General features: G+C 65.5%; 21 protein-coding genes. 13 read left to right on the forward strand and 8 right to left on the reverse strand.

Going from position 1 to position 20423, the window contains the following annotated elements; all coding sequences use genetic code 11:
- Nucleotides 1-63: 63 nt before the first annotated feature.
- Nucleotides 64-798: an enoyl-CoA hydratase-related protein gene (locus OKW52_RS07875; RefSeq protein ID WP_264505210.1), complete on the reverse strand. Its 735-nt coding sequence runs from the start codon at nucleotides 796-798 to the stop codon at nucleotides 64-66.
- Between the two features lie 117 nt (nucleotides 799-915).
- Here OKW52_RS07875 and tgt point away from each other — a divergent pair, with 117 nt between their 5' ends.
- Nucleotides 916-2046 (forward strand): tRNA guanosine(34) transglycosylase Tgt, encoded by a 1131-nt coding sequence (gene tgt, locus OKW52_RS07880; RefSeq protein WP_264505211.1) that lies wholly within the window; start codon nucleotides 916-918, stop codon nucleotides 2044-2046.
- 31 nt (nucleotides 2047-2077) lie between these two features.
- On the opposite strand, the gene OKW52_RS07885 is transcribed toward tgt, so the two are convergent.
- From OKW52_RS07885 to OKW52_RS07895, 3 genes are all read right to left on the reverse strand, one after another.
- On the reverse strand, nucleotides 2078-2500 hold the full coding sequence (locus OKW52_RS07885; protein ID WP_264505212.1) for a hypothetical protein: 423 nt from the start codon (nucleotides 2498-2500) through the stop codon (nucleotides 2078-2080).
- 228 nt (nucleotides 2501-2728) lie between these two features.
- The gene (locus OKW52_RS07890; protein ID WP_181954479.1) at nucleotides 2729-4024 is read right to left on the reverse strand and encodes an HlyC/CorC family transporter; all 1296 of its coding nucleotides are present in this window, start codon (nucleotides 4022-4024) and stop codon (nucleotides 2729-2731) included.
- A gap of 142 nt (nucleotides 4025-4166) precedes the next feature.
- Nucleotides 4167-4736, reverse strand: a complete 570-nt coding sequence (locus tag OKW52_RS07895) for a YcbK family protein (protein WP_264505213.1) — start codon at nucleotides 4734-4736, stop codon at nucleotides 4167-4169.
- A gap of 509 nt (nucleotides 4737-5245) precedes the next feature.
- Here OKW52_RS07895 and OKW52_RS07900 point away from each other — a divergent pair.
- The 4 genes from OKW52_RS07900 to OKW52_RS07915 are packed head-to-tail and all read left to right on the forward strand — an operon-like array spanning nucleotide 5246 to nucleotide 9532.
- Nucleotides 5246-6856, forward strand: coding sequence for a L,D-transpeptidase family protein (locus OKW52_RS07900; protein ID WP_264505214.1), 1611 nt, complete (start codon nucleotides 5246-5248; stop codon nucleotides 6854-6856).
- A gap of 54 nt (nucleotides 6857-6910) precedes the next feature.
- Nucleotides 6911-8014, forward strand: a complete 1104-nt coding sequence (locus OKW52_RS07905; RefSeq protein ID WP_264417240.1) for a UDP-3-O-(3-hydroxymyristoyl)glucosamine N-acyltransferase — start codon at nucleotides 6911-6913, stop codon at nucleotides 8012-8014.
- 15 nt (nucleotides 8015-8029) lie between these two features.
- Nucleotides 8030-8323 carry an acyl carrier protein gene (locus tag OKW52_RS07910; RefSeq protein WP_127104749.1) on the forward strand — a complete coding sequence of 98 codons (294 nt, stop codon included), beginning with the start codon at nucleotides 8030-8032 and terminating at the stop codon, nucleotides 8321-8323.
- A gap of 3 nt (nucleotides 8324-8326) precedes the next feature.
- Nucleotides 8327-9532 (forward strand): beta-ketoacyl-[acyl-carrier-protein] synthase family protein, encoded by a 1206-nt coding sequence (locus tag OKW52_RS07915; RefSeq protein WP_264505215.1) that lies wholly within the window; start codon nucleotides 8327-8329, stop codon nucleotides 9530-9532.
- 18 nt (nucleotides 9533-9550) lie between these two features.
- Here OKW52_RS07915 and OKW52_RS07920 read toward each other — a convergent pair whose 3' ends face one another.
- The 3 genes from OKW52_RS07920 to fabD all read right to left on the reverse strand — a co-directional run bounded on the left by OKW52_RS07920 (nucleotide 9551) and on the right by fabD (nucleotide 12978).
- Complete coding sequence (locus OKW52_RS07920) at nucleotides 9551-10168, reverse strand: invasion associated locus B family protein (RefSeq protein WP_264505216.1); 618 nt, start codon at nucleotides 10166-10168, stop codon at nucleotides 9551-9553.
- 346 nt (nucleotides 10169-10514) lie between these two features.
- A complete protein-coding gene (locus OKW52_RS07925; protein ID WP_264505217.1) occupies nucleotides 10515-11732 on the reverse strand; it encodes an MFS transporter in 1218 nt (405 codons plus the stop codon).
- 316 nt (nucleotides 11733-12048) lie between these two features.
- Nucleotides 12049-12978, reverse strand: a complete 930-nt coding sequence (gene fabD / locus OKW52_RS07930) for an ACP S-malonyltransferase (protein ID WP_264505218.1) — start codon at nucleotides 12976-12978, stop codon at nucleotides 12049-12051.
- A gap of 108 nt (nucleotides 12979-13086) precedes the next feature.
- Here fabD and OKW52_RS07935 point away from each other — a divergent pair, with 108 nt between their 5' ends.
- Entirely contained in the window at nucleotides 13087-14520 is a 1434-nt protein-coding gene (locus OKW52_RS07935; protein ID WP_264505219.1) for a methyl-accepting chemotaxis protein, read from the forward strand.
- Here the strand turns inward: OKW52_RS07935 and OKW52_RS07940 are convergent.
- Nucleotides 14493-15734: an SAM-dependent methyltransferase gene (locus tag OKW52_RS07940; RefSeq protein ID WP_264505220.1), complete on the reverse strand. Its 1242-nt coding sequence runs from the start codon at nucleotides 15732-15734 to the stop codon at nucleotides 14493-14495. The genes OKW52_RS07935 and OKW52_RS07940 overlap by 28 nt on opposite strands.
- Nucleotides 15735-16000: 266 nt before the next feature.
- On the opposite strand from OKW52_RS07940, the gene rpsF reads away from it, so the two are divergent.
- The 7 genes from rpsF (at nucleotide 16001) to OKW52_RS07975 (ending at nucleotide 20407) form a co-directional block, all read left to right on the forward strand.
- Nucleotides 16001-16414: a 30S ribosomal protein S6 gene (gene rpsF / locus OKW52_RS07945; RefSeq protein ID WP_264505221.1), complete on the forward strand. Its 414-nt coding sequence runs from the start codon at nucleotides 16001-16003 to the stop codon at nucleotides 16412-16414.
- A 26-nt stretch (nucleotides 16415-16440) separates the two neighbouring features.
- Nucleotides 16441-16668, forward strand: coding sequence for a 30S ribosomal protein S18 (gene rpsR, locus OKW52_RS07950; RefSeq protein ID WP_127104741.1), 228 nt, complete (start codon nucleotides 16441-16443; stop codon nucleotides 16666-16668).
- A 10-nt stretch (nucleotides 16669-16678) separates the two neighbouring features.
- Complete coding sequence (rplI, locus tag OKW52_RS07955; RefSeq protein WP_264505222.1) at nucleotides 16679-17260, forward strand: 50S ribosomal protein L9; 582 nt, start codon at nucleotides 16679-16681, stop codon at nucleotides 17258-17260.
- 260 nt (nucleotides 17261-17520) lie between these two features.
- Entirely contained in the window at nucleotides 17521-17832 is a 312-nt protein-coding gene (locus tag OKW52_RS07960) for an ArsR/SmtB family transcription factor (protein ID WP_264507675.1), read from the forward strand.
- A gap of 145 nt (nucleotides 17833-17977) precedes the next feature.
- Entirely contained in the window at nucleotides 17978-18814 is an 837-nt protein-coding gene (locus tag OKW52_RS07965) for an ABC transporter substrate-binding protein (RefSeq protein WP_264505223.1), read from the forward strand.
- Nucleotides 18811-19665 (forward strand): amino acid ABC transporter permease, encoded by an 855-nt coding sequence (locus OKW52_RS07970; RefSeq protein ID WP_264505224.1) that lies wholly within the window; start codon nucleotides 18811-18813, stop codon nucleotides 19663-19665. The genes OKW52_RS07965 and OKW52_RS07970 overlap by 4 nt, the downstream gene beginning before the upstream one ends.
- Nucleotides 19666-19669: 4 nt before the next feature.
- Nucleotides 19670-20407: an amino acid ABC transporter ATP-binding protein gene (locus tag OKW52_RS07975; protein WP_264505225.1), complete on the forward strand. Its 738-nt coding sequence runs from the start codon at nucleotides 19670-19672 to the stop codon at nucleotides 20405-20407.
- Nucleotides 20408-20423: the final 16 nt, after the last annotated feature.

Consider the following 20423-nt stretch of genomic DNA (forward strand, 5'->3'; position numbering starts at 1 on the left):
TATGCCATGGATGCGTAAAGGGGTGCGCGGGAGTTTGTGACCCGGGCCCGGTTTTCGCGCCGGTCAGCCTGCGGCAAAGCGCGAGGTTTTATCCTGCGCCTGCAGCCTGTCGTCCATGAAATGCTCGATCATTTCGCGGGTTGCCAGCGCATAGGCGTCGGCGATCGAGAGGTCCAGATGCGCCTTGGTCGCTGCCAGTCCGGCCTGCGACACCGGTGAAATGCGCGCGGCCAGCTGCGTAGAGACCTCGGTCACGCGGGAAGCCAGCGCATCCGGGGCAACCACTTCGTTCACCAACCCGGCGTTGAGCGCCCAGATCGCGCCGCGGTTCTCACCCGAGAGCAGCAGCTCCATCAGGTGTTTGCGCGACACGGCGCGTGCCACGGCAACGCCCGGTGTGGTGCAGAACCCGCCGCGCGTGATCCCCGGCAGGCAGAAGCGCGCGGTGTCGGCGGCAAAGGCCAGATCGCAGGCGGCGACCAGTTGCAGCCCCGAGGCCGTGGCGATCCCTTCGACCTGTGCGATCACCGGACGGCTGCTGTTGGTGATCTCCAGCATGAGGGCCGCGCAGGATTCGAACAGATCGGTCAGATAGGCCCGGCCCTGATCGGCATCCGCGCGGTGCCGGGCGATCTCTTTCAGATCATGCCCGGCGCAGAAGATCGAACCGGGGCCGTCGATCACGATCACCCGGACCTGAGGGTCGTGCTGCGCCGCCGAAATGGCGGCGTGCAGCGCAGCGATCATCGCGCGGGACAGGGGATGGGCCTTGCCGCCACCCAAGGTGAGGGTCAACACGCCGTTTGTGCAGGTACTCGTTACATTCTCGCTCATAAGGCGAGTGTGCCGTGACTTGGCCGGACTGGCAAGATGCGCGCTGTCACGCTAAAGCGAGTGCTGAAAGAGAGGGCACCCATGAGCGAGCGGTTTTCCTTTACCCTGAACGCCACCGATGGCGCGGCGCGGACCGGCGTGATCCACACCCCACGGGGCGACATCCGCACCCCGGCCTTCATGCCGGTCGGCACGGCGGCGACGGTCAAGGCGATGATGCCGGACTCGGTGCGCGCGACCGGGGCGGATATTCTGCTGGGCAACACCTATCACCTGATGCTGCGCCCCACGGCCGAACGGATCGCGGCGCTGGGCGGGCTGCACAGGTTCATGAACTGGGACCGGCCGATTCTGACCGATTCGGGCGGGTTTCAGGTGATGTCGCTGGCCAGCCTGCGCAAGCTGACGGAAGAAGGGGTGCGGTTCTCCAGCCATATCGACGGCTCGAAACACATGCTGACGCCCGAACGCTCGATGGAAATCCAGCGGCTGCTGGGCTCGGATATCGTCATGGCTTTCGACGAATGCCCGGCGCTGCCCGCGGATGACAAACGGGTGGCCGAGTCGATGCAGCTGTCGATGCGCTGGGCCCTGCGCTCGCGTGAGGCGTTCGGCGACCGGCCCGGCCATGCGCTGTTCGGCATCATGCAGGGCGGGGTCACGCAAGAGCTGCGCGAGGAAAGCGCCAAGGCGCTGGTCGATATCGGGTTCGAAGGCTACGCCATCGGCGGGCTGGCCGTGGGCGAGGGGCAAGAGGCGATGTTCGGCGTGCTCGACTATGCGCCGGGCTACCTGCCGCAGGACCGCCCGCGCTATCTGATGGGGGTGGGCAAGCCCGACGATATCGTCGGCGCGGTGCAGCGCGGTGTGGACATGATGGACTGCGTGCTGCCCTCACGCTCGGGCCGCACGGGGCAGGGCTGGACGCCGCGCGGCGCGGTCAATCTGCGCAATGCAAGGCACCGCGACGACCCGCGCCCGCTGGACGAGGGCTGCGGCTGCCCCGCCTGCCGCAGCTATTCGCGCGCCTATCTGCATCATGTGGTGCGGGCCGACGAGATCATCGGCTCGATGCTGCTGACCTGGCATAACCTTCAGTATTATCAGGATCTTATGCAGGGCCTGCGCGACGCGATCGCGGCGGGGACGCTGGACGGCTTCGTCGCCCATTTCCACGCGCAGCGGGCGGAAGGGGATATCGAGCCGTTGTAAGCGGCGCGGCAGCGTCCCCGGCGGGGCGCGGTCAGCGGGTGACGTTGGCGCGCAGCCCCGGCTGCCACTCGCTGAAACGCAGACTGAAGTCGCGCGAGCCCCGGGTCGCGTTGCGGGCGCGCTCGACAGCGGTGGCGGTGGCGCAGGAATACCAGGCGCGTCCGTCGACCCCGGTCAGCATCAGACAAAGCCCGGCGAATTCGGCGCTGAACTCACGGGCGTAGATGTTCCAGTACTGCTCGAAATCGCGGCTTCCGCCGTTGGTCAGGTTGCAGGCGAACATGATGCGGCTCCCGCCGTCCCAGGCGAACTGCGTCGCCCGCATGATCCGCCCCATCGCGGCGGTCGGCGCGACTTCGGCGTCGGCGATATAGCGGCCCCCCGAACAATCGAGTGCCTGAACCGGGGTGACAAACAGAGCCGCGACCGCGGCAAGAGCATAGATCAAGCGCATAAGAAGCCTTTGAGACAAAAGAAAACCCCGTGGCCCGGCGTCGGGCGGGTGCGGGGCTTCAGAGTTGCATGGCCCGGGGCGTCTGGTCAACCGCAGGTTGGGAGCGCACCGGGACTTCCCTTGCGTGCTGCGCGGTCACATCACCCGGATGCGCAGCTTGGTCAGCAGGCGGTGGGATGAAATCCCACCCACCGTAGGGTGGGGTTTAACCCCACCTTACGCAGCGCCTTACATCGCGCGGATGCGCAGTTTGGTCAGTCGGTTTTCCTGACGCTCGGCCACGGTGAAGCGGAAGCCGTGGAACTGGAACACCTGGCCCGCCTCGGGGATCAGTTGCGCTTCGTGCATGACCAGACCGGCCACCGTGTTCGCCTCGTCATCCGGCAGCGACCAGTCCATCGCGCGGTTGAGGTCGCGAATCGTCATGCCGCCGTCGATCTCGATCGCGCCCGACTCAAGGCGGGTGATCGGGTCTTCGGTGGGCAGGTCGTGCTCGTCGACGATCTCGCCGACGATTTCTTCCAGAATATCCTCAAGCGTGATCAGCCCCAGAAGCGCGCCGTATTCGTCGATCACCAGCCCGAAATGACGGCGCTGTTGCAGGAACTGGCGCATCTGTTCGTCCAGCGGCGTGGTATCGGGCACGAAATACGGCGCGCGCGCCACCGAGGCGATGTCGATCTGCGCGACGGCCGAGAAATCGCCACCGGCCTCGGACACGACGCGATGCACTTCGCGCATCAAATCGCGGACGTGGATGACGCCGACGATATTTTCGGGCTCGTCGCGCCAGGCGGGCAGGCGGGAATGCGGCGAGTTCACGCTTTGCGCGATGATCTCGGCGGGCGAGGCGTCGATGTTGACGGTTTCCAGCTGCGAACGGTGCAGCATGACCTCTTCCACCGTGCGCGACGACAGATCCAGCGCGCCCAGCAGGCGGTCGCGGTCTTCCTTGTCGACGGTGCCTTCAGAGTGGCCAAGCGCCAGCGTGCCGGCGATTTCCTCGTGATAGCTGAGCACCGCGCTGTCGGGATCGGTGCGCACGCCGACCAGCGCCAGAATCGCGCGCACGATCCAGCGCACCGCCGTGACCATCGGCGAGAACAGCAGCACGATGACCTTGATCGGGCCCGAGACCAGCGAAGCGGCGGTCTCAGGGTTGGTGATGGCATAGGTCTTGGGCAGAACCTCGGCGAAGATGAGCACCATCAGGGTCATCACCAGCGTGGCCAGCGCCACGCCGGAATCGCCGAAAATCTTGGTAAACAGCGCTGTGGCCAGCGAGGCCGACAGAATGTTGACCAGGTTGTTCCCCAGCAGCACCGAGCCGATCAGCCGCTCGCTGTCTTCGGTGATTTTCAGCGCGGTTTCAGCCCCTGCCGAGCCCTTGTCGGCCAGCGCCCGCAGTTTGGAGCGCGACGAGGCGGTCAGGGCGGTTTCGCTGCCGGAGAAAAAGCCGGACAGGACAAGGAGCGCGATGATGGCGCCGGCGGTCAGCCAGGAGGCGGTGTCGATGCTGTTCATATCCAAAGATCCAGAGGTCCGGCTTATTTAGGGGGCCGGCCCCCGATTGTGCAAGGCCGCAACCGGGCCGAATAAAGCAACACCCCCGCAACCGGGAGGTTTGCGGGGGTGTCAAGCGTGGCTGACGCTGGCAAAGGCGGGCTTAGCCGCCCCAGGTGCGGACCGGGCCGCAATCCATATGCGTGAAGTTCGAGCGCGAGTAGCGACCGACGCCCCCGGCATTGCAGGCCGACGCGGCGCGGGCGACCTGGCTGACCGAGCGGCCGCTCATGCGGACATCGGCGGCTTGACCGACCATGTGGCGCGAGTTGCGGGCCACACCGCTGGAGCGCGAGCGGAGCATCGCGTTGGTCTCGGGCGAGCGGTAGCCCGACAGCAGCAGGTACGGTTCGCTGATTTCGAGAATGTTGTGCGCCGCGGCCAGGATATCCAGCGTGCGGGTGTCGATGCGGTGGCCACGGTCAGTGCGCCAGTCGCGGAAGAAGTGGTTCACTTCGTCCAGGACCTCGGGGATGTAGTCGCCATCAACCCAGTAGATCGTGTCGAGCGTTTCGCCCGTCCGGGCGGAATGCATGTGCAGGCGGCGAATGTCGCCTGCACCACGGTTGAACCCAAATGCCTTGGACATTGTCGGGGCTGCAGTAACGGCGGTTGCGGCAAAGATGCCAAGCAGTGCACGCCGAGAAAATCCGGTGTTAACCGAGGAGGTCATTCTTGTCCTGTCCCATCCCAAGTGTCTTGTGTAGCCTTGCTGGCCTTGCTTCATGGTCATCGCCCCAGAGGGTGCCGCGTTGGCCGCGGACTGTCGGAAGAGGCGTGAGGCACGAAGATATTTTTTCGTCTGATGCTTCTATGCCACAACCTACCGCTTGGCCCAAGCATTGAGTCGCCTCGATGCGGGGTCTGCGGACAAAATAGGCGAGAATCTGCTGAGAATCGGTTAATTGATGCAGAAATCGTCTATTAACAAAGGGTTGCGGTTCGTAGTTCAGGCGAATGGTGCCGCTGAAGCCCCCCTGCGCGCGGCATTTTTCCGGTAACATCAGGCGATCCCTTGGATTTTTGGGGAACCCGTTGCGCATTTGGCGCGTTCTCCGGGGATTCGCCGAGGGTCTCGTGATTGTGAATCGACCCCGAGTCGCTGATATTGGAACAATTCTGTGAACGCCTGCGCGCTGCCGCGCGACATACGGGTGATTTTGACATTGAACGGAGATTGAGATGGGGATTGCAGGACGCAACACGCCGGGACTGCGCGCCGCGCTGATCGCGATGACGCTGGGAATGGGCGGGGTCCTGCCGGGCGTTCTGGCCGTGGTCGCGCCAACGCCGGCCGCGGCGCAACAGTTCCCTGCCTTCCGTCAGGCCCTTGCCGAAGGGGTTGCCGAGAACCGGGAACTGGCCGCCTTCTACCGCGAGAACGGCTATCAGGCTGTCTGGACCCGTGCCGAAGATGCCGCGCGTCGCACCGCGCTGGTCTCGGCGCTGAGCCGGGCAGGCGAGCATGGGCTGCCGGTCGCGCGCTATGACCTGCCGGGCCTGTTGAGCGCCTTTGGTAGCGTCGAGACCGAGCGTGACCGCGGTCTGGTTGAGGCGCGTGCCTCGATGACCTTTCTGCAATACGCGCGTGACATCCATTCGGGCGTGCTCGATCCGGGTGAGCTGATCGCGGATATCGTCCGCGAATTGCCGCGCCCCGATCCGACCCAGTTGATGACCGACCTGATTGCGTCCGAGCCGGTCAGCTTCATCCGCAACCTTGCGCCGTCTTCGCCCGAATACGCCCGCCTGTTCCGCGCCAAACGCGAGCTTGAGCAGACCATTGCCAATGGCGGCTGGGGGCCACAGGTGCAGGCTGGCAGTCTGCGTCCGGGTGACACCGGTGCGAGCGTGGTGCAACTGCGCAACCGGCTGATCGCGATGGGGTTCATGCCCCGTGTCGCCACGGCCAGCTATGACGGTCAGATGCAGCGCGCGGTGCAGGATTTTCAGGAATCCGTGGCCATCGAGGCCGACGGCATTGCCGGCAGCGCCACGATCGACGCGATCAACACCGCGCCGCAAGAGCGTCTGCGTTCAATCACCGTGGCGCTGGAGCGTGAGCGTTGGCTGAACATTCCGCGCGGTGATCGCCATATCTGGGTCAACCTGACCGATTTCGTGGTGCGCATCGTCGATTTCGATCAGGTCACCTTCGAGACCCGGTCGGTTATCGGTGCCCGGGCAAACCAGACGCCCGAGTTTTCCGACCAGATGGAATACATGGACATCAACCCGACCTGGACCCTGCCACGGTCGATCATCGGGGAATACTGGGCTGCTCTGTCCTCGGGCGGGGCAAACCACCTGAACCTGCTCGACGGCTCGGGCCGCGTCGTGCCGCGCGAATATGTCGACTTTGCCGCCTATACGCCGTCCAACTTCCCCTTCGACGTGCAGCAGCCTCCGGGGCCGGGCAACGCGCTGGGTGAAGTGAAGTTCATGTTCCCCAACGCCTATGCGATCTATCTGCACGACACCCCGTCGCGCTCGCTGTTCGGCAACCGGGTGCGGGCCTATTCGCATGGCTGCGTCCGTCTGGCTGATCCGCGCGACTTTGCCTATGCGCTGCTGGCGCGGCAGGAAACCGATCCGGTGACCTATTACCACGCGATCCAGCGCACCGGGCGTCTGACGCGGGTGCCGCTGCTCGAGCCGGTGCCGGTGCATCTGGTTTACCGCACTGCCTATACGTCGGTGACCGGGCAGATGAACTACCGCGCCGACATCTATGGCCGCGATGCGCGCCTTTATGACGCGCTGATCAGCGCCGGGGTGGAAGTAGGCGCCTGAGCGCGTTACATCGGGCGGGCGTCATAATCGACGCCCGCCCGGAGGTTTCCTGACATGCCGCACACTGTAGCGCAGATCGCAGCCGCCCTTGGCGCGCGCTTTGAGGGTGCTGGCGATCTGACGGTCACCGGCGCTGCCGAGCCTGCTGCGGCCTCTCCCTTCGATCTCGCTCTGGCCATGGACCCGCGCTATGCGGACGGTCTGGCCAAGGGCCGCGCGCGTGTCGCGCTGCTGTGGGAAGGGGCGGACTGGGCGGCGATGGGCCTGCAAGCCGCGATCTTTGCGCCGCGCGGACGGCTGGCGATGGCCGGGCTGACGCGGATCTTTGACGCCGGCCCCGCAATTGCCCCCGGCCTGAGCCCCTTGGCCGCCATCGACCCCAGCGCCGAGATCGGCGAGGGCGCGGCGATCGGCCCCTTTGCGGTCATCGGCGCGAACGCAGTGATCGGGCCGCGCGCGCGGATCGCCGAGCATGTGTCCATCGGTGCCGAAGCGGTGATCGGTGCGGACGCCCTGCTGCTGGCGGGGGCGCGCATCGGCGCGCGGGTGCGCATCGGCGACCGCTTCATCGCCCAGCCCGGCTGCGTGATCGGCGGCGACGGGTTCAGCTTTGTGACCGAGGAACGCTCGCGCGTCGAAGAGGCCCGCGCGACGCTGGGCAAGCCCGAGCAGACCAAGCCGCAATCCTGGCTGCGCATTCATTCGCTGGGGGTGACGATCGGCGATGACGTCGAGGTCGGCGCGAATACCACCATCGACCGGGGCACAATTCGCGACACGCAGATCGGCCGGGGCAGCAAGATCGACAATCTGGTGCAGGTCGGTCACAACGTGATCGTCGGAGAGGATTGCCTGCTGTGCGGTCAGGTCGGCGTGGCAGGGTCCACGCGGATCGGCAACCGGGTGGTGCTGGGCGGTCAGGTCGGCGTGGTGGACAACATCACCGTGGGCGATGACGTGGTCGCCGGGGCCGGGACGCTGATCACCTCGAACGCGCCCGCCGGTCGCGTTCTGATGGGATCGCCGGCAGTTCGCATGGATCAGCACGTAGAAATGTACAAAGCACAGCGCAGATTGCCAAGAATCCTTGCGCAAATCGCGGACCTTCAGAAAACTGTCAAGAACCTCAGGGAGAAGGGTGGCGACGGCGACCCTTGATCAGGAGATGACAGGATGGACGGTACGTTCTTGACCGCAAGTGATGACCTTCAAGGCCGGGTGATCGGAATTCTTGCCGCGCAGGCGCTGCGCGAACCCTCAGGCCTGACGCTGGACATGACACTTGACGGGTTGGGCATCGACAGCCTCGGCATGGCCGAGATCATCTTTGCCATTGAAGAGGAATTTGACGTGATGGTGCCTTTCAACGCGAATGAGTCTGACGCCGGGGCCGAGACCCTGGATCTGCGCACCGTGGGTTCGGTCTGCGCGGCGGTCGAACAGCTGCTCCGCTCGCGGCGGGGCTGAGGCATGGGCAGGCGCGTTGCTATTACCGGAGCCGGAACCGTCAACGCGCTGGGGCCCGATGTGACGACAACCTGGGCCGCTCTGGCAGCGGGCCGGGTGGCTATTGGCCCGATGGACTTCGAGGAAATCGAGCGCCTGACGGTGCGCATCGGTGCGCAGATCAGGGATTGGGACGGGGCTGCGCATTTCGCCCGGCAAGAGATGGCGCTTTATGACCGCGCCGTGCAATTCGCCTGCGAGGCCGGGCGGCAGGCCGTGGCGCAAGCCGGCCTGACCCTGAGCGACGAGGAAATCTTGCGCGCCGGTGTGGTGATGGGCACCGGCGTCGGCGGGCAGACCACGATGGATGACAGCTACCGCGCGGTGCATGCGCAGGGCAAGAACCGGGTGCATCCCTTCACCATCCCGCGGCTGATGCACAGCGCGGCGGCCTCGCATCTGGCGATGCGGCACGGGCTGAAGGGACCGGCGTTTACTGTGTCGACCGCCTGCGCCTCGTCCAATCACGCGATGGGGCTGGCGTTTCAGATGGTGCGCTCTGGCGCGGCGCCGGTGATGCTGACCGGCGGCTCGGATGCGGCGCTGTGTTTCGGCGGGCTCAAGGCCTGGGAAGGGCTGCGCGTCATGTCCCCCGACGGCTGCCGCCCGTTCTGCGCCAGCCGCAACGGCATGGTGCTGGGCGAGGGGGCGGCGGTCTTTGTGTTCGAGGACTGGGAGCGCGCGGTGAACCGTGGAGCGACCATTCTGGGCGAGATGGTCGGCTTTGCGATGACCTCGGATGCGGCGGACATCGTGCTGCCGGACCCGGATGGTGCCGTGCGCGCGATGCGCGGCGCGCTGGGCGACGCGGGGCTGAACCCTGAGGATGTGGGCTACATCAACGCCCATGGCACGGCGACCGCCGTCAATGACCGCTCGGAAGCGCTGGCGATCCGCACGGTGTTTGATGCGCCGCCCCCGGTGAGTGCTACCAAGTCGATGCACGGCCACCTGCTGGGCGCTGCGGGCGCGGTCGAGATGCTGGCGGTCTTGATGGCGTTGGGCGACGGGGTCCTTGCCCCGACCGCGGGCTGGCAGCGCGAAGATCCCGACGTGCTGGGACTGGACGTGGTCCCCAACGAAGCGCGCCGCACCAAGGTGGGCGCGGCGCTGAGCAATGCGTTTGCGTTCGGCGGGATGAACGCCTGTCTGGCGGTGCGCAGGGCCTGACGGCCCGGCGCAGGCCGTTCAGGGGTTGGCGCGCGCGGCGGCCGCTGCGGCGGCAAGACGCGTTTGCAGATCGTCATAGGCAGCGGTGAACCCGGCCAGCGAGACGTTGATCTCGACCGGCTGGTCGATGGCCACGAAAGGCGCGATGGTGACCGTGGCGCTGCTGCCCGCCTTCATGCGGGTGATCTCGTCCGGGGACAGGCCCATGCGCACGACGCAACCGACCACGGTGCAGACGCGAAAGCCCTCAACCCGCATGTTTTCTTCCTGACCGATGCGAAAGCCCAGGCCCGTGGGCAGGAAGGTTTCCAGCGGCGTGGTCACGGTCGCGCCAGCGGCGAATTCGGCACCCAGCGGCAGGGCGGCGATGCTCAGCTCGGCAATCGGCGCGTCCGAGGGATCGAGCAGCAGCTGGTACATCTCGCAGGTCTGCGGCTGACCGGCGACCTCGGGCGAACAGATGATCTGCCAGTCGCGGAAGGTGGCCGCCAGAACCGGGCCCGCCGCGTCGGGTGCGGGCGCGGTCGGGGTGGCCGCATCGGCGGCCGGGGCCGGGGCGGTCTCTTGGGCGAAAGCCATCGGCGCTGCCAGCAGCGTGGCGCTGACAAGGCCCGAAACCAGGGCAGAACGGAACATCATGGAAGCTTCCTTCAGTGCGGGGCGTTGGCATCGCCCTAGCATGATCCGCGTCGCAAGTCAGGGGAAAAACCGGGCCGTTCACGGTCAGGTCAGGGCGGTGCGCCGGGCCGGGGGGCGCGGCATCGGCCAAAAGCGAAAGGGGCCCGCAAGCTGGACCCCTTCCGACTTTTTTAGCTCCCTGTCGGACTGGCCGACTTATTGAAAGAAACGCTAGGCAGAAAAAAACAATGCGTCAACAGGAAATCAACGATCCGTGAGGAGGGTTGAAAGACGTCAATCATTGCCCCGGCGCCCGGCGATTTTGCGGGCAGTGTGACGTTTTCTGCAGCGCGCGTGAATCGGATCACGCAGCACGCGGGCGCAGTGCCAGCCAGATCAGCGCGCCGCCTGCCAGAACCAGGAAGGGCAGCATGGCCAGATTGACCAGCTGCCAGCCGGTTTCGACGTCGGAGCCCGAGCAATTCATCAATTGTCCCGAGCTGAGCGACGCCACGGTGACGCCGCCGAACACGATCGCATCGTTGACGCCCTGAATACGGCCCCGCTCGGCACTGTTGTGCGCCTGGGCCAGCATTGTGGTGCCGCCGATGAAGGCAAAGTTCCAGCCGATGCCGAGCAGGATCAGCGAGATGAAGAACTGTTGTAGCTCGACCCCCGACAGCGCCACAGCGCCGCTGCCGGCCAGAATCAGCAGCCCGGCGGCGATGATCTTCTGAACGCCAAACCGCGCAATCAGGTGGCCGGTGAAGAACGACGGCGCATACATCGCCAGCACATGGGCCGAGACGATATCGGCCGCATGGCTGGTCTGATAGCCGCAGCCGACCACCGCAAGCGGGGTCGAGGTCATCACCAGATTCATCAAGGCATAGGCCACCGTCGCGCAGATGATCGCCACCACGATGATCGGATCGCGCAAAAGCTCGGACCGCGACCGCCCTTCCATCGGTGCGCCCTGCACGGCGACCGGGGGCTTGGGGATGTCGAGAAAAACAAACAGCCACATGCCGACGAGGTTCAGCACGATCACGCCGAAATACGTGCCCAGGAAGGGGATCAGCATCGACTCCGCGGTAACTTTGACCAGCTGCGGCCCGATGATCGCGCTGAGCAGGCCGCCGGCCATCACGTAGCTGATCGCTTTGGGCTTGTAGGCGTCCGAGGCGGTGTCGGTCGCCGCAAAGCGGAAGAACCCCTGCGCGGACATGTAGACGCCCGTGAACAGGGCGCCGACCACGAACAGCGTGAACGAGCCGTACAGCAACCCCAGCGCGGCGATCACCGCCCCGAACGCCCCAGAGGCCGAGCCCAGAATGAACCCCGCCCGCCGTCCGCGGCGTTGCATGAAGGACGACAGCGGCGTGGCCGACAGCATCGACCCCAGCACCGCCATGGTGATCGGCAGCGTGGCCCAGCAGGGGTTGGGGGCCAGCGTCTGCCCGGCCAGTCCGGCGGTGGTGAAGATCATCGGCATCTGCGCGCCCAGAATCGCCTGCGCGGCAACCAGAACCCACACATTGCGCTTGGCGCGGCGGTCATCGGAGAGGGGGAGTGTGCTCATACGACCGGCGTAGCGCGGGGTTTTGGCAAAAGGAAGTGAAAATCTTCACACGATAAGCAACTGCGGCGCAGGGTCGCGTGGCCCGGGGGCAGCGGCGCTCGGCCCCATCGAGGGGCCTCGCGCCGCTCTGGGCTGCTGCCCAGACCCGCCCGGGAGGATTTTCCATCCTCCCGAACCCTCCTGGAGGATACTTCCAGACAGAAAATGGGCTCGTTAATGTTCTGTTAAGGCTACATTTTCTGTCTTCAAATATCCTCGGGGGTGAATTCGCTGAAAGCGAAGAGGGGGGCTGAAGGCCCCCTTGCCTGTTCAACCGTCAGGCCTTGAGGGCGGCGATGTCCTCGGGCGTTCCGATGGCTTTGGTCACGCTGGCGCGCTCGATCCGTTTGATCATGCCAGACAGGGCCTTGCCCGCGCCGATCTCCCAAAATTCGGTCACCCCTTGCGCGACCATCCAGGCGACGGATTCGCGCCAGCGCACCGAACCGGTCACCTGTTCGACCAGCAGCGCCCGCAACTGGTCGGGGTCGCTGACCGCCTCGGCGCGGACATTGGCAACGACCGGCACGCGCGGCGCATTCAGCGTCACGCTGGCCAGCGCTTCGGCCATCGCCTCGGCGGCGGGTTGCATCAGCGCGCAGTGGAACGGGGCCGAGACGGGCAGGAGCAGCGCGCGCTTGGCACCGCGCGCCTTGGCCAGCTCGACGGCGCGTTCGACGGCGGCCTTGTGCCCCGACACCACGACCTGCGCCGGGTCATTGTCATTGGCGGCCTGGCAGACGTCGCCCTGTGCCGCCTCGGCGGCGACCTCGGTTGCGGTGGCAAAATCGAGGCCCAGCAGCGCTGCCATCGCCCCCACCCCCACCGGCACCGCCGATTGCATCGCCGTGCCGCGGATGCGCAGCAGGCGCGCTGTGTCGCTGATGCTGAGCGCACCCGCCGCCGCCAGGGCCGAGTATTCGCCCAGGCTGTGCCCGGCGACAAAGGCGGCGTCGGTGATCGCGAAACCTTCAGCGTCGAGCGCGCGCAAGGCGGCCAGCGAAGTCGCCATCAGCGCCGGCTGCGCGTTGGCGGTCAGGGTCAGTGCTTCGATCTCGCCGTCCCAGATCAGCGTCGACAGCGATTCGCCCAGGGCCGAATCGACCTCGTCGAACACGGCACGGGCGGCGGGATAGGCCTCGGCCAGCGCGCGGCCCATGCCGATAGTCTGGGCCCCTTGGCCGGGGAACACGAAAGCACGGGTCATGGTAACCTCCAATTAGGGTTTTTCCCGGCATATCGTCACGAAAGGGTCGGCGCAATCGTCTGGCCTTTGGGGCGCGGGTCCGGGGCTGTCGGTACAAGGGAGTGCATGATGCGAGACGACAGGGGCATGGGGAAGGGTCCGGTCAATGGCGACAGCACCGATGTGATCCGCTCGATGGCTGAGGATGCGGGCGATCTGGCCGTGCAGATCGCGCAGGCGCACGGCCATGCCGATGCGATCTCGGCCGAACTGGCGCAACAGCGCAGCGTGTTCGACGGTCTCCACACCGAAGCGTCGCGGATGAATGAGGCCAGCGCAGCGGTCGAATCCGCGACGCGCACGGCGAAGCTGGCGACCGAGGCGGCGCATGAACGGCTGGATACGGCGCGCGCGGGCTTCTTGCGCGTCATGGATCAGGTACGCACCCTCACGCGGGAGGCCGACGGGATGGGCGACAGCGTCGATGCGCTGGCGCATGCGATCGAAGGTGTGCGCCGGTCGGTGGAGGATATTGCCGAAGTGGCGCAGCTGACCAACATGCTGGCGCTCAACGCACAGGTCGAGGCGGCGCGCGCCGGACAGTCGGGGCGCGGCTTCATGGTTGTCGCCGAAGAGGTGAAGGCGATGTCCGAACGCACCGCCGCCGCGACCTCGACAATCAACAAGACGCTGCAGAACCTGCGCGGCTCGGCAGACGGCATTGCGAAGACCAATGCCGCCTTGTTGGCCCGCACGCTCAGCATTCGAGACGAAACCTCGGTATTTTCCGAGTCGATGGATGCCATCGACAGCGCGATGACCGAGGTCAACGCCCAGCAAGAGCAGATCGAGGCCGCCCGCCGCGACTCGGCGCGGGCGATAGGCGTGGTCGATCAAAGCATCCGGCGGATGGACGAGAGTGTCGGCACGGCCGAGCGAGGCATCGCCGGGCTGCGCAGCGGCTTCGGCAAGATCGTGGAGACATCAGAAAGCCTCACGTCGGATTTTGCCATGCTTGGGGTCGAGACGGTGGACACGCCCTATGTCCGCGCCGTGCAGAACGCCGCGCGCGCCGTGAGTGAAGCCTTCGAGCAGGCGGTGGCGACCGGCGCGGTTACGCTCGAAGATCTCTTCGATACCCGCTACCGGCCTGTCCCCGGCAGCGACCCGCCGCAGATGACGACCCGCGCGCTTCCGCTGACCGACCAGTTGTTGCCCCGGATTCAAGAGCCCCTGTTGCAGCTGTCGCCGCAGGTGGTGTTTTGTGCGGCGGTCGATCGCAACGGCTATCTGCCGACGCATAACCGCAAATATTCCCAGCGTCAGCGCGCCGGCGATCCGGTGTGGAACGCCGTCCATTGCCGTAACCGGCGGATTTTTGGCGACCGTGTCGGGCTGGCGGCGGGCAAGAGCACGCGCCCCTTTACGCTGCAAGCCTATCGGCGCGACATGGGGCAGGGCCAGTTCGTGATGATGAAGGACGTCTCGGCGCCGATCTATGTGCGCGGCAAGCACTGGGGTGGCCTGCGGCTGGCCTACCGCGTGGAGGAGGCGAGCCTGTGATCGGTCGTCTGGGCGCGCAGGAGATAGTCACGGGTTTGCGGCACGGTCTGCACGGTGCGGGCCAGCTGGATCTGGAAGACGTTCTGCCCGGCAAAGCGAAAGGTCTGTTCCGAGGCCGCCAGATAGAATTTCCACAGCCGCACAAAGCGGTCGTCATACAGCGCCGCCGCCGCATCCCGCTGCGCCATGAAGCGCGTGTACCAGTGCCGCAGGGTTTCAGCATAGTGCAGGCGCCAGATCTCGACATCGGTGGTGATCAGGCCGCTGCGCTCGATTGCCGCCGCGGTTTCGGACAGCGCGGGGATGTAGCCACCGGGAAAGATGTACTTGGTGATCCAGGGATTGGTCGATCCGGGCGGGGTAAAGCGCCCGATGGTGTGGATCAGCGCCACGCCATCTGCGGCAAGCAGACGGTTCACCGTGTTGAAGTAGGTCTGGAAATTCGGCGCGCCGACGTGCTCGAACATGCCCACCGACACGATCCTGTCGAACTGCCCCTGAACCGCCCGGTAGTCCATCAACTCGAACCGCACGCGGTCGGTCAGTCCCGCTGCCTGCGCGCGGGCGCGGGCGATCTTGAGCTGTTCTTCCGACAGGGTGACGCCCAGCACCTTGACCCCGTGCTCTTGCGCCAGCGTCAGGCCCATCCCGCCCCAGCCGCAGCCGATATCGAGCACCGACATCCCCGGCTTGAGCAGAAGTTTGCGGGCAATATGGGCCTTTTTCTGCACCTGAGCCTGCTCAAGCGTGTCCTGCGGCGTGCGGAAATAGGCGCAGGAATATTGCCGGTCGGCGTCAAGGAACAGATCGTACAGCTTTGCCGAAAGGTCATAGTGATGCGCCACGTTTCGCTTGGACCGCCGCGCCTGATTGCGCTGGCTGATCCCGCGGCTCAGATCGCGAACGCGCTCTCGCAGGCGCGACAGCCAGGAATCATGCCCCGCTGCGATGTTGCGCATCGCCAGTTCCAGCAGCCCGTGCAGGTCATCGTTTTCGATGGTCAGGGTCTGGTCCATATAGGACTCGCCCAGCGCAAGATGCGGGTTGAGCGCCAGCGCGCGCAGGGTCGCCGTATCATGGATGGCCACGCCGACCGTCGGAGCCTTGGCGTCCGGCACGCCAAAGTGGTGTGTTGTGCCGTCGGGAAGAGTGAGCGACAGGCTCCCCACCCGGATCAGCCGGTTCAGATACATGCCCAACAGCCGCTGCCACATACCGGACCTCCAAATCCGAAAGATTTACGCAACATGTTAACGTTAATCTTTGATTGTCAGGCGTCAAGAGATCGGGTTGCGGCACGGGGCACAGCGCCCGGTATCCCCAGGCTGCGCTGGCATGAACCCTTGCGCCACGCGACAATCCCGCTATAAGGCCGCATTCCCGTCGCATCCTACGAATCCGGCGCAGACTCTCGTGGGCGGGCCGCGACGGGGCGAAAAGCCCGCCTTATGAAATGCGCCCTGATAGAAATGGAGACCGCATGCCTCTGTATGAGCATGTCATGATCGCGCGTCAGGATCTTTCCAACGCGCAGGCAGAAGGGCTCATCGAGCACTTCTCGACCGTGATTTCCGACAATGGCGGCACGATCGTCGGCACCGAATATTGGGGTGTCAAGACGATGGCTTACAAGATCAACAAGAACCGCAAGGGCCACTACATGTACCTGCGCACGGATGCTCCGTCGCCGGCGATCATGGAAATGGAACGCCTGGCGCGTCTGCATGACGACGCCATGCGTGTGCTGTCGATCAAGGTCGACGCGCATGAGGATGGTCCGACCGTCCAGATGCAAAAGCGGGACGAGCGCAGTGAGCGTGGAGACCGGGGTGATCGTGGCGACCGCGGTGATCGCGGTGACCGTGGCGACCGCGGCGACCGCCCGCGTCGTTGATCCAGGTAGGACAGGAGTAAGCCACCATGGCCACCAAACCATTCTTCCGCCGCCGCAAGGTTTGCCCGTTCTCGGGCGATAACGCACCCGCCATCGACTACAAAGATGTGCGTCTGCTGCAGCGTTACGTTTCCGAGCGGGGCAAGATCGTGCCCGCCCGTATCACCGCCGTCTCGGCGAAGAAGCAGCGTGAGCTGGCCCGTGCCATCAAACGCGCCCGCTTCCTCGCCCTGCTGCCCTATGCCGTGAAGTGAGGATCCAGCCATGCAAGTGATTCTTCTGGAACGCGTGGCCAAGCTGGGCCAGATGGGCGACGTCGTGAAAGTACGCGACGGCTTTGCCCGCAACTTCCTGCTGCCGCAAGGCAAGGCACTGCGCGCCACCGAAGCCAACAAGCAATCCTTCGAAGTCCAGAAAGCGCAACTCGAAGCGCGCAACCTGGAGACCAAGAAGGAAGCCGCCGCACTGGCCGAAAAGCTCGACGGGACGGTGTACATCGTCATCCGTTCGGCCTCGGACTCGGGCGCTCTGTACGGCTCGGTCACGCCGCGTGACATCGCCGACGCCGTCACCGCTGAGGGTTTCTCGGTCGATCGTCGTCAGGTTGTCCTGGTTGCGCCGATCAAGGCGCTGGGCGTTCACGGCCTGAGCGTCGTGCTGCACCCTGAAGTCGAAGCCAAGATCTCGGTCAACGTTGCTCGTTCGGTTGAAGAAGCCGAACTGCAAGCGTCGGGCAAGTCCATTCAGGAACTGGCCGCTGAAGCGGAAGCCGAAGCCGAATTCGAGATTTCGGAGCTGTTCGACGATATGGGCGGCGCTGTCGATGAGGACGCCGACCTGAGCTAACCCTCGGTTTGCGACGCTAAAGAACGAGCAGGGCGCGCTGTCAGATGACAGGGCGCCCTGTTTTTATGGCAAACCCTTGCGAAAACCGGGTTTGCGACCTATCTTCGCCCATAAGATCGCGATCTTTGCATTTGTTTTCATCTGGAGACGCACCTATGGACGGGCCTGCTGTTTCGGAGAATGCTGATACGCTCGACACGTCCTTCGGCGTCGACGCGGTTGACGGGTCGGGCGACTGTGCGCAGCGTCCGGTCGACACCATGGTCGAACAGGCGCAGGCCGCAGCAGCGTTTCTCAAGGCGCTGGCGCATGAGGGGCGGTTGCTGATCCTGTGCTATCTCAGCACGGGTGAGAAATCGGTGACCGAGCTTGAGCAACTCTTGGGCTCACGTCAGGCGGCGGTCAGCCAACAGCTTGCGCGTCTGCGGCTGGAAGGGCTGGTCGTTTGTCGCCGTGAGGGCAAGACGATCTATTATGCGATGGGCGACGCCCGCGCGGGGCGCACCATTGGTCTGATGTACGACATGTTCTGCAGCGAGAGCGCGGGCGACGTCGCCGCCCCTGCCGGTTGAGCCCGTCGCTTTGACAGATCCGTGACGCTTTCCGCACGGTTGTCTGCAGCACCCCCTTGCAAGACGCGGCGCGGGGGGCAAAGCTGGCCCGCATCAGGAGCTGAACCCGGATCATACCGGGCTTAACAGGGAAAGACGCGACGCCATGCCCGACAAAGTTCACCCCTTCCGCACCTTCGTTCTGGCCGCGCTGGCCGCCGTTTCCGTCGGCGTTGCCGCGCAGGCGCAAGACACCGGCACGCCCGACGATGCACGCCTTGTCAATCCCGGCATGCTGACCGTTGGCACCTCGGACCCGGTCTATCCGCCCTGGATGATGAACGATGATCCGGCCAGCGGCGAAGGCTTTGAAAGCGCGCTGATCTATGCGCTGGCCGATGAGATGGGCTTTGCCGCGGATCAGGTGCAATGGGTGCGCCAGACCTTCGAGCAGATCATCGCGCCGGGTGACAAGCCCTTCGATTTCGCCATCAATCAGGTGTCGGTCACGCCCGCACGGGCCGAGGTGATGGGCTTCAGCCAAGTCTATTACCAGTCCGACAAGGCAGTCATCGCGCTGCCCGGCTCGCCGGTGATCGGGGCTGCGTCCTTTGACGATCTGCGCAGCGCGCGCTGGGGCGCGGCGATCGGCACAACCGATCTGGCCTATCTGGAGACCGTGATGGGGGTCGCGGATGTCGCTGTCTATGACGATCAGGTCGGCGTTTTTCAGGCGATGCAGGCCGGGCAGATCGACGCGACCGTCGCCGCTGTGCCGACCGCGCTGTTCGCCACCGCCGTGCAGATCCCCGAGGCCAGCATCGTCGCCATTCTGCCGCCCGATGCGGCGGATGAGGGGCATGGCCTGATCTTCGAGCAGGGCAGCCCGCTGATCCCTTGGGTTGATGCCGCGCTGAGCAGCCTGATCGCGGCAGGCACGGTGCAAGAGCTGGTCGAGACCTGGCTGGTCGCCGACCCGGATCTGCCGATCATCACCGAATGATCCCCAAACAGCCCGACACGCCCCCGCCGCCGCCCCGGCGACGGGGTTTTGACTGGCGCACCGCGCTGGTGCCCGGCCTGATTGGCGCGGGCAGTATCGCGCTGGTGTTTGGCGGGCTGGCCTGGCTGATCTCGCAGAACGAAAACTGGCCGCGCATTCAGCGGCAGTTTTTCAGCCTGGACCATATGCTGGCCGCGCTGCCGCGCGTGGCGTACGGGTTCCTCACCAACATGCAGGTCTGGCTGATCGCCATGCTCTGCATCGGCGTCTGGGCGCTGCTGCTGGCGGTGATCCGCAGCCTGCGCGGGCCGTGGTTCGCGCCGTTCCGGCTGATGGTGGTGCTCTATATCGACATCTTTCGCGGGTTGCCGGCGCTGCTCTTGGTCATCCTGTTCGGCTTTGGCATCCCGGCGCTGCGCATTGCGGGCCTGCCCAGCTCTGGCCTGTTCTGGGGCGGGGTGGCGATGGTGCTGAGCTATTCTGCCTATGTCTGCGAGATCTACCGCGCCGGGATCGACGCCGTGCACGAAGGCCAGCGCGCCGCCGCGCGGGCGCTGGGGCTGAATGAGTGGCAGGTGATGGTCTACGCGATCCTGCCGCAGGCGCTGCGCAACGCGATGCCGTCGCTGATGAACATCGTCGTGGCGCTGCAAAAAGACGTGGCGCTGCTGTCGGTCATCGGCGTGCGCGACGCGGTGCGCGAGGCGCAGATCTATACCGCGACGACGTTCAACTACTCGGCGCTGGTGGTGGCGGCGCTGTTGTTTCTGCTGGCAACCATCCCGATGGCCCGGCTGGCCGACTGGATCACCCACCGCGACCGGGTGAAGCGTTTGCAGATGGCGGGTTAGGGCGATGATCCGCATACGGGGGCTGACCAAGTATTTCGGCACGCATCTGGTTCTGGACCGGGTCGATCTGGACGTCGAGCGGCACGAGGTGGTCTGCCTGATCGGCGCCTCGGGCAGCGGGAAATCGACGCTGCTGCGCTGCATCAACCGGCTGATCGAGCCGGACTATGGCGAGATCGCGCTGGACGGGGTGTCGGTGAGCGATGCGTCCTTTGGCAAGACCGGGCTGCAACGCCGGGTCGGCATCGTGTTTCAAAGCTATAACCTGTTTCCGCATATGCGCGTCATCGACAACGTGACGCTGGCGCCGCGCAAGGTGCAGCGTCTGGCACGGGCAGCGGCCGAGGCGCGCGCGCTGGAGGTGCTGGCGCTGCTGGGGATGGAGAGCTTCGCCTATGCCTATCCCGAGCAACTGTCAGGCGGGCAGCAACAGCGCGTGGCACTGGCGCGGGCGCTGGCCGGGCAGCCGGATGTGCTGCTGCTGGACGAGGTGACGGCGGCGCTGGATCCCGAGTTGGTCGGCGAGGTGATGGCGGCAATCCGCGGGTTGAAAGCGCGCGGCTTGACGATGGTGATCGTCACGCATGAAATGGGCTTTGCGCGGGGCTTGGCGGACCGGGTGTGTTTTCTGGACGGCGGCCGGATCATCGAGGAGGCGCCGCCCGAGCAGCTGTTCGCCGCGCCCGAGCATCCGCGCACGCAGGCGTTTCTGCATCGGTTGCTGGAGGCGGGTCGGCTTTAGGCGGCGAGGGGCGCGC

It is taken from the genome of Pararhodobacter zhoushanensis (assembly GCF_025949695.1).
Classification (GTDB): Bacteria; Pseudomonadota; Alphaproteobacteria; order Rhodobacterales; family Rhodobacteraceae; genus Pararhodobacter; species Pararhodobacter zhoushanensis_A.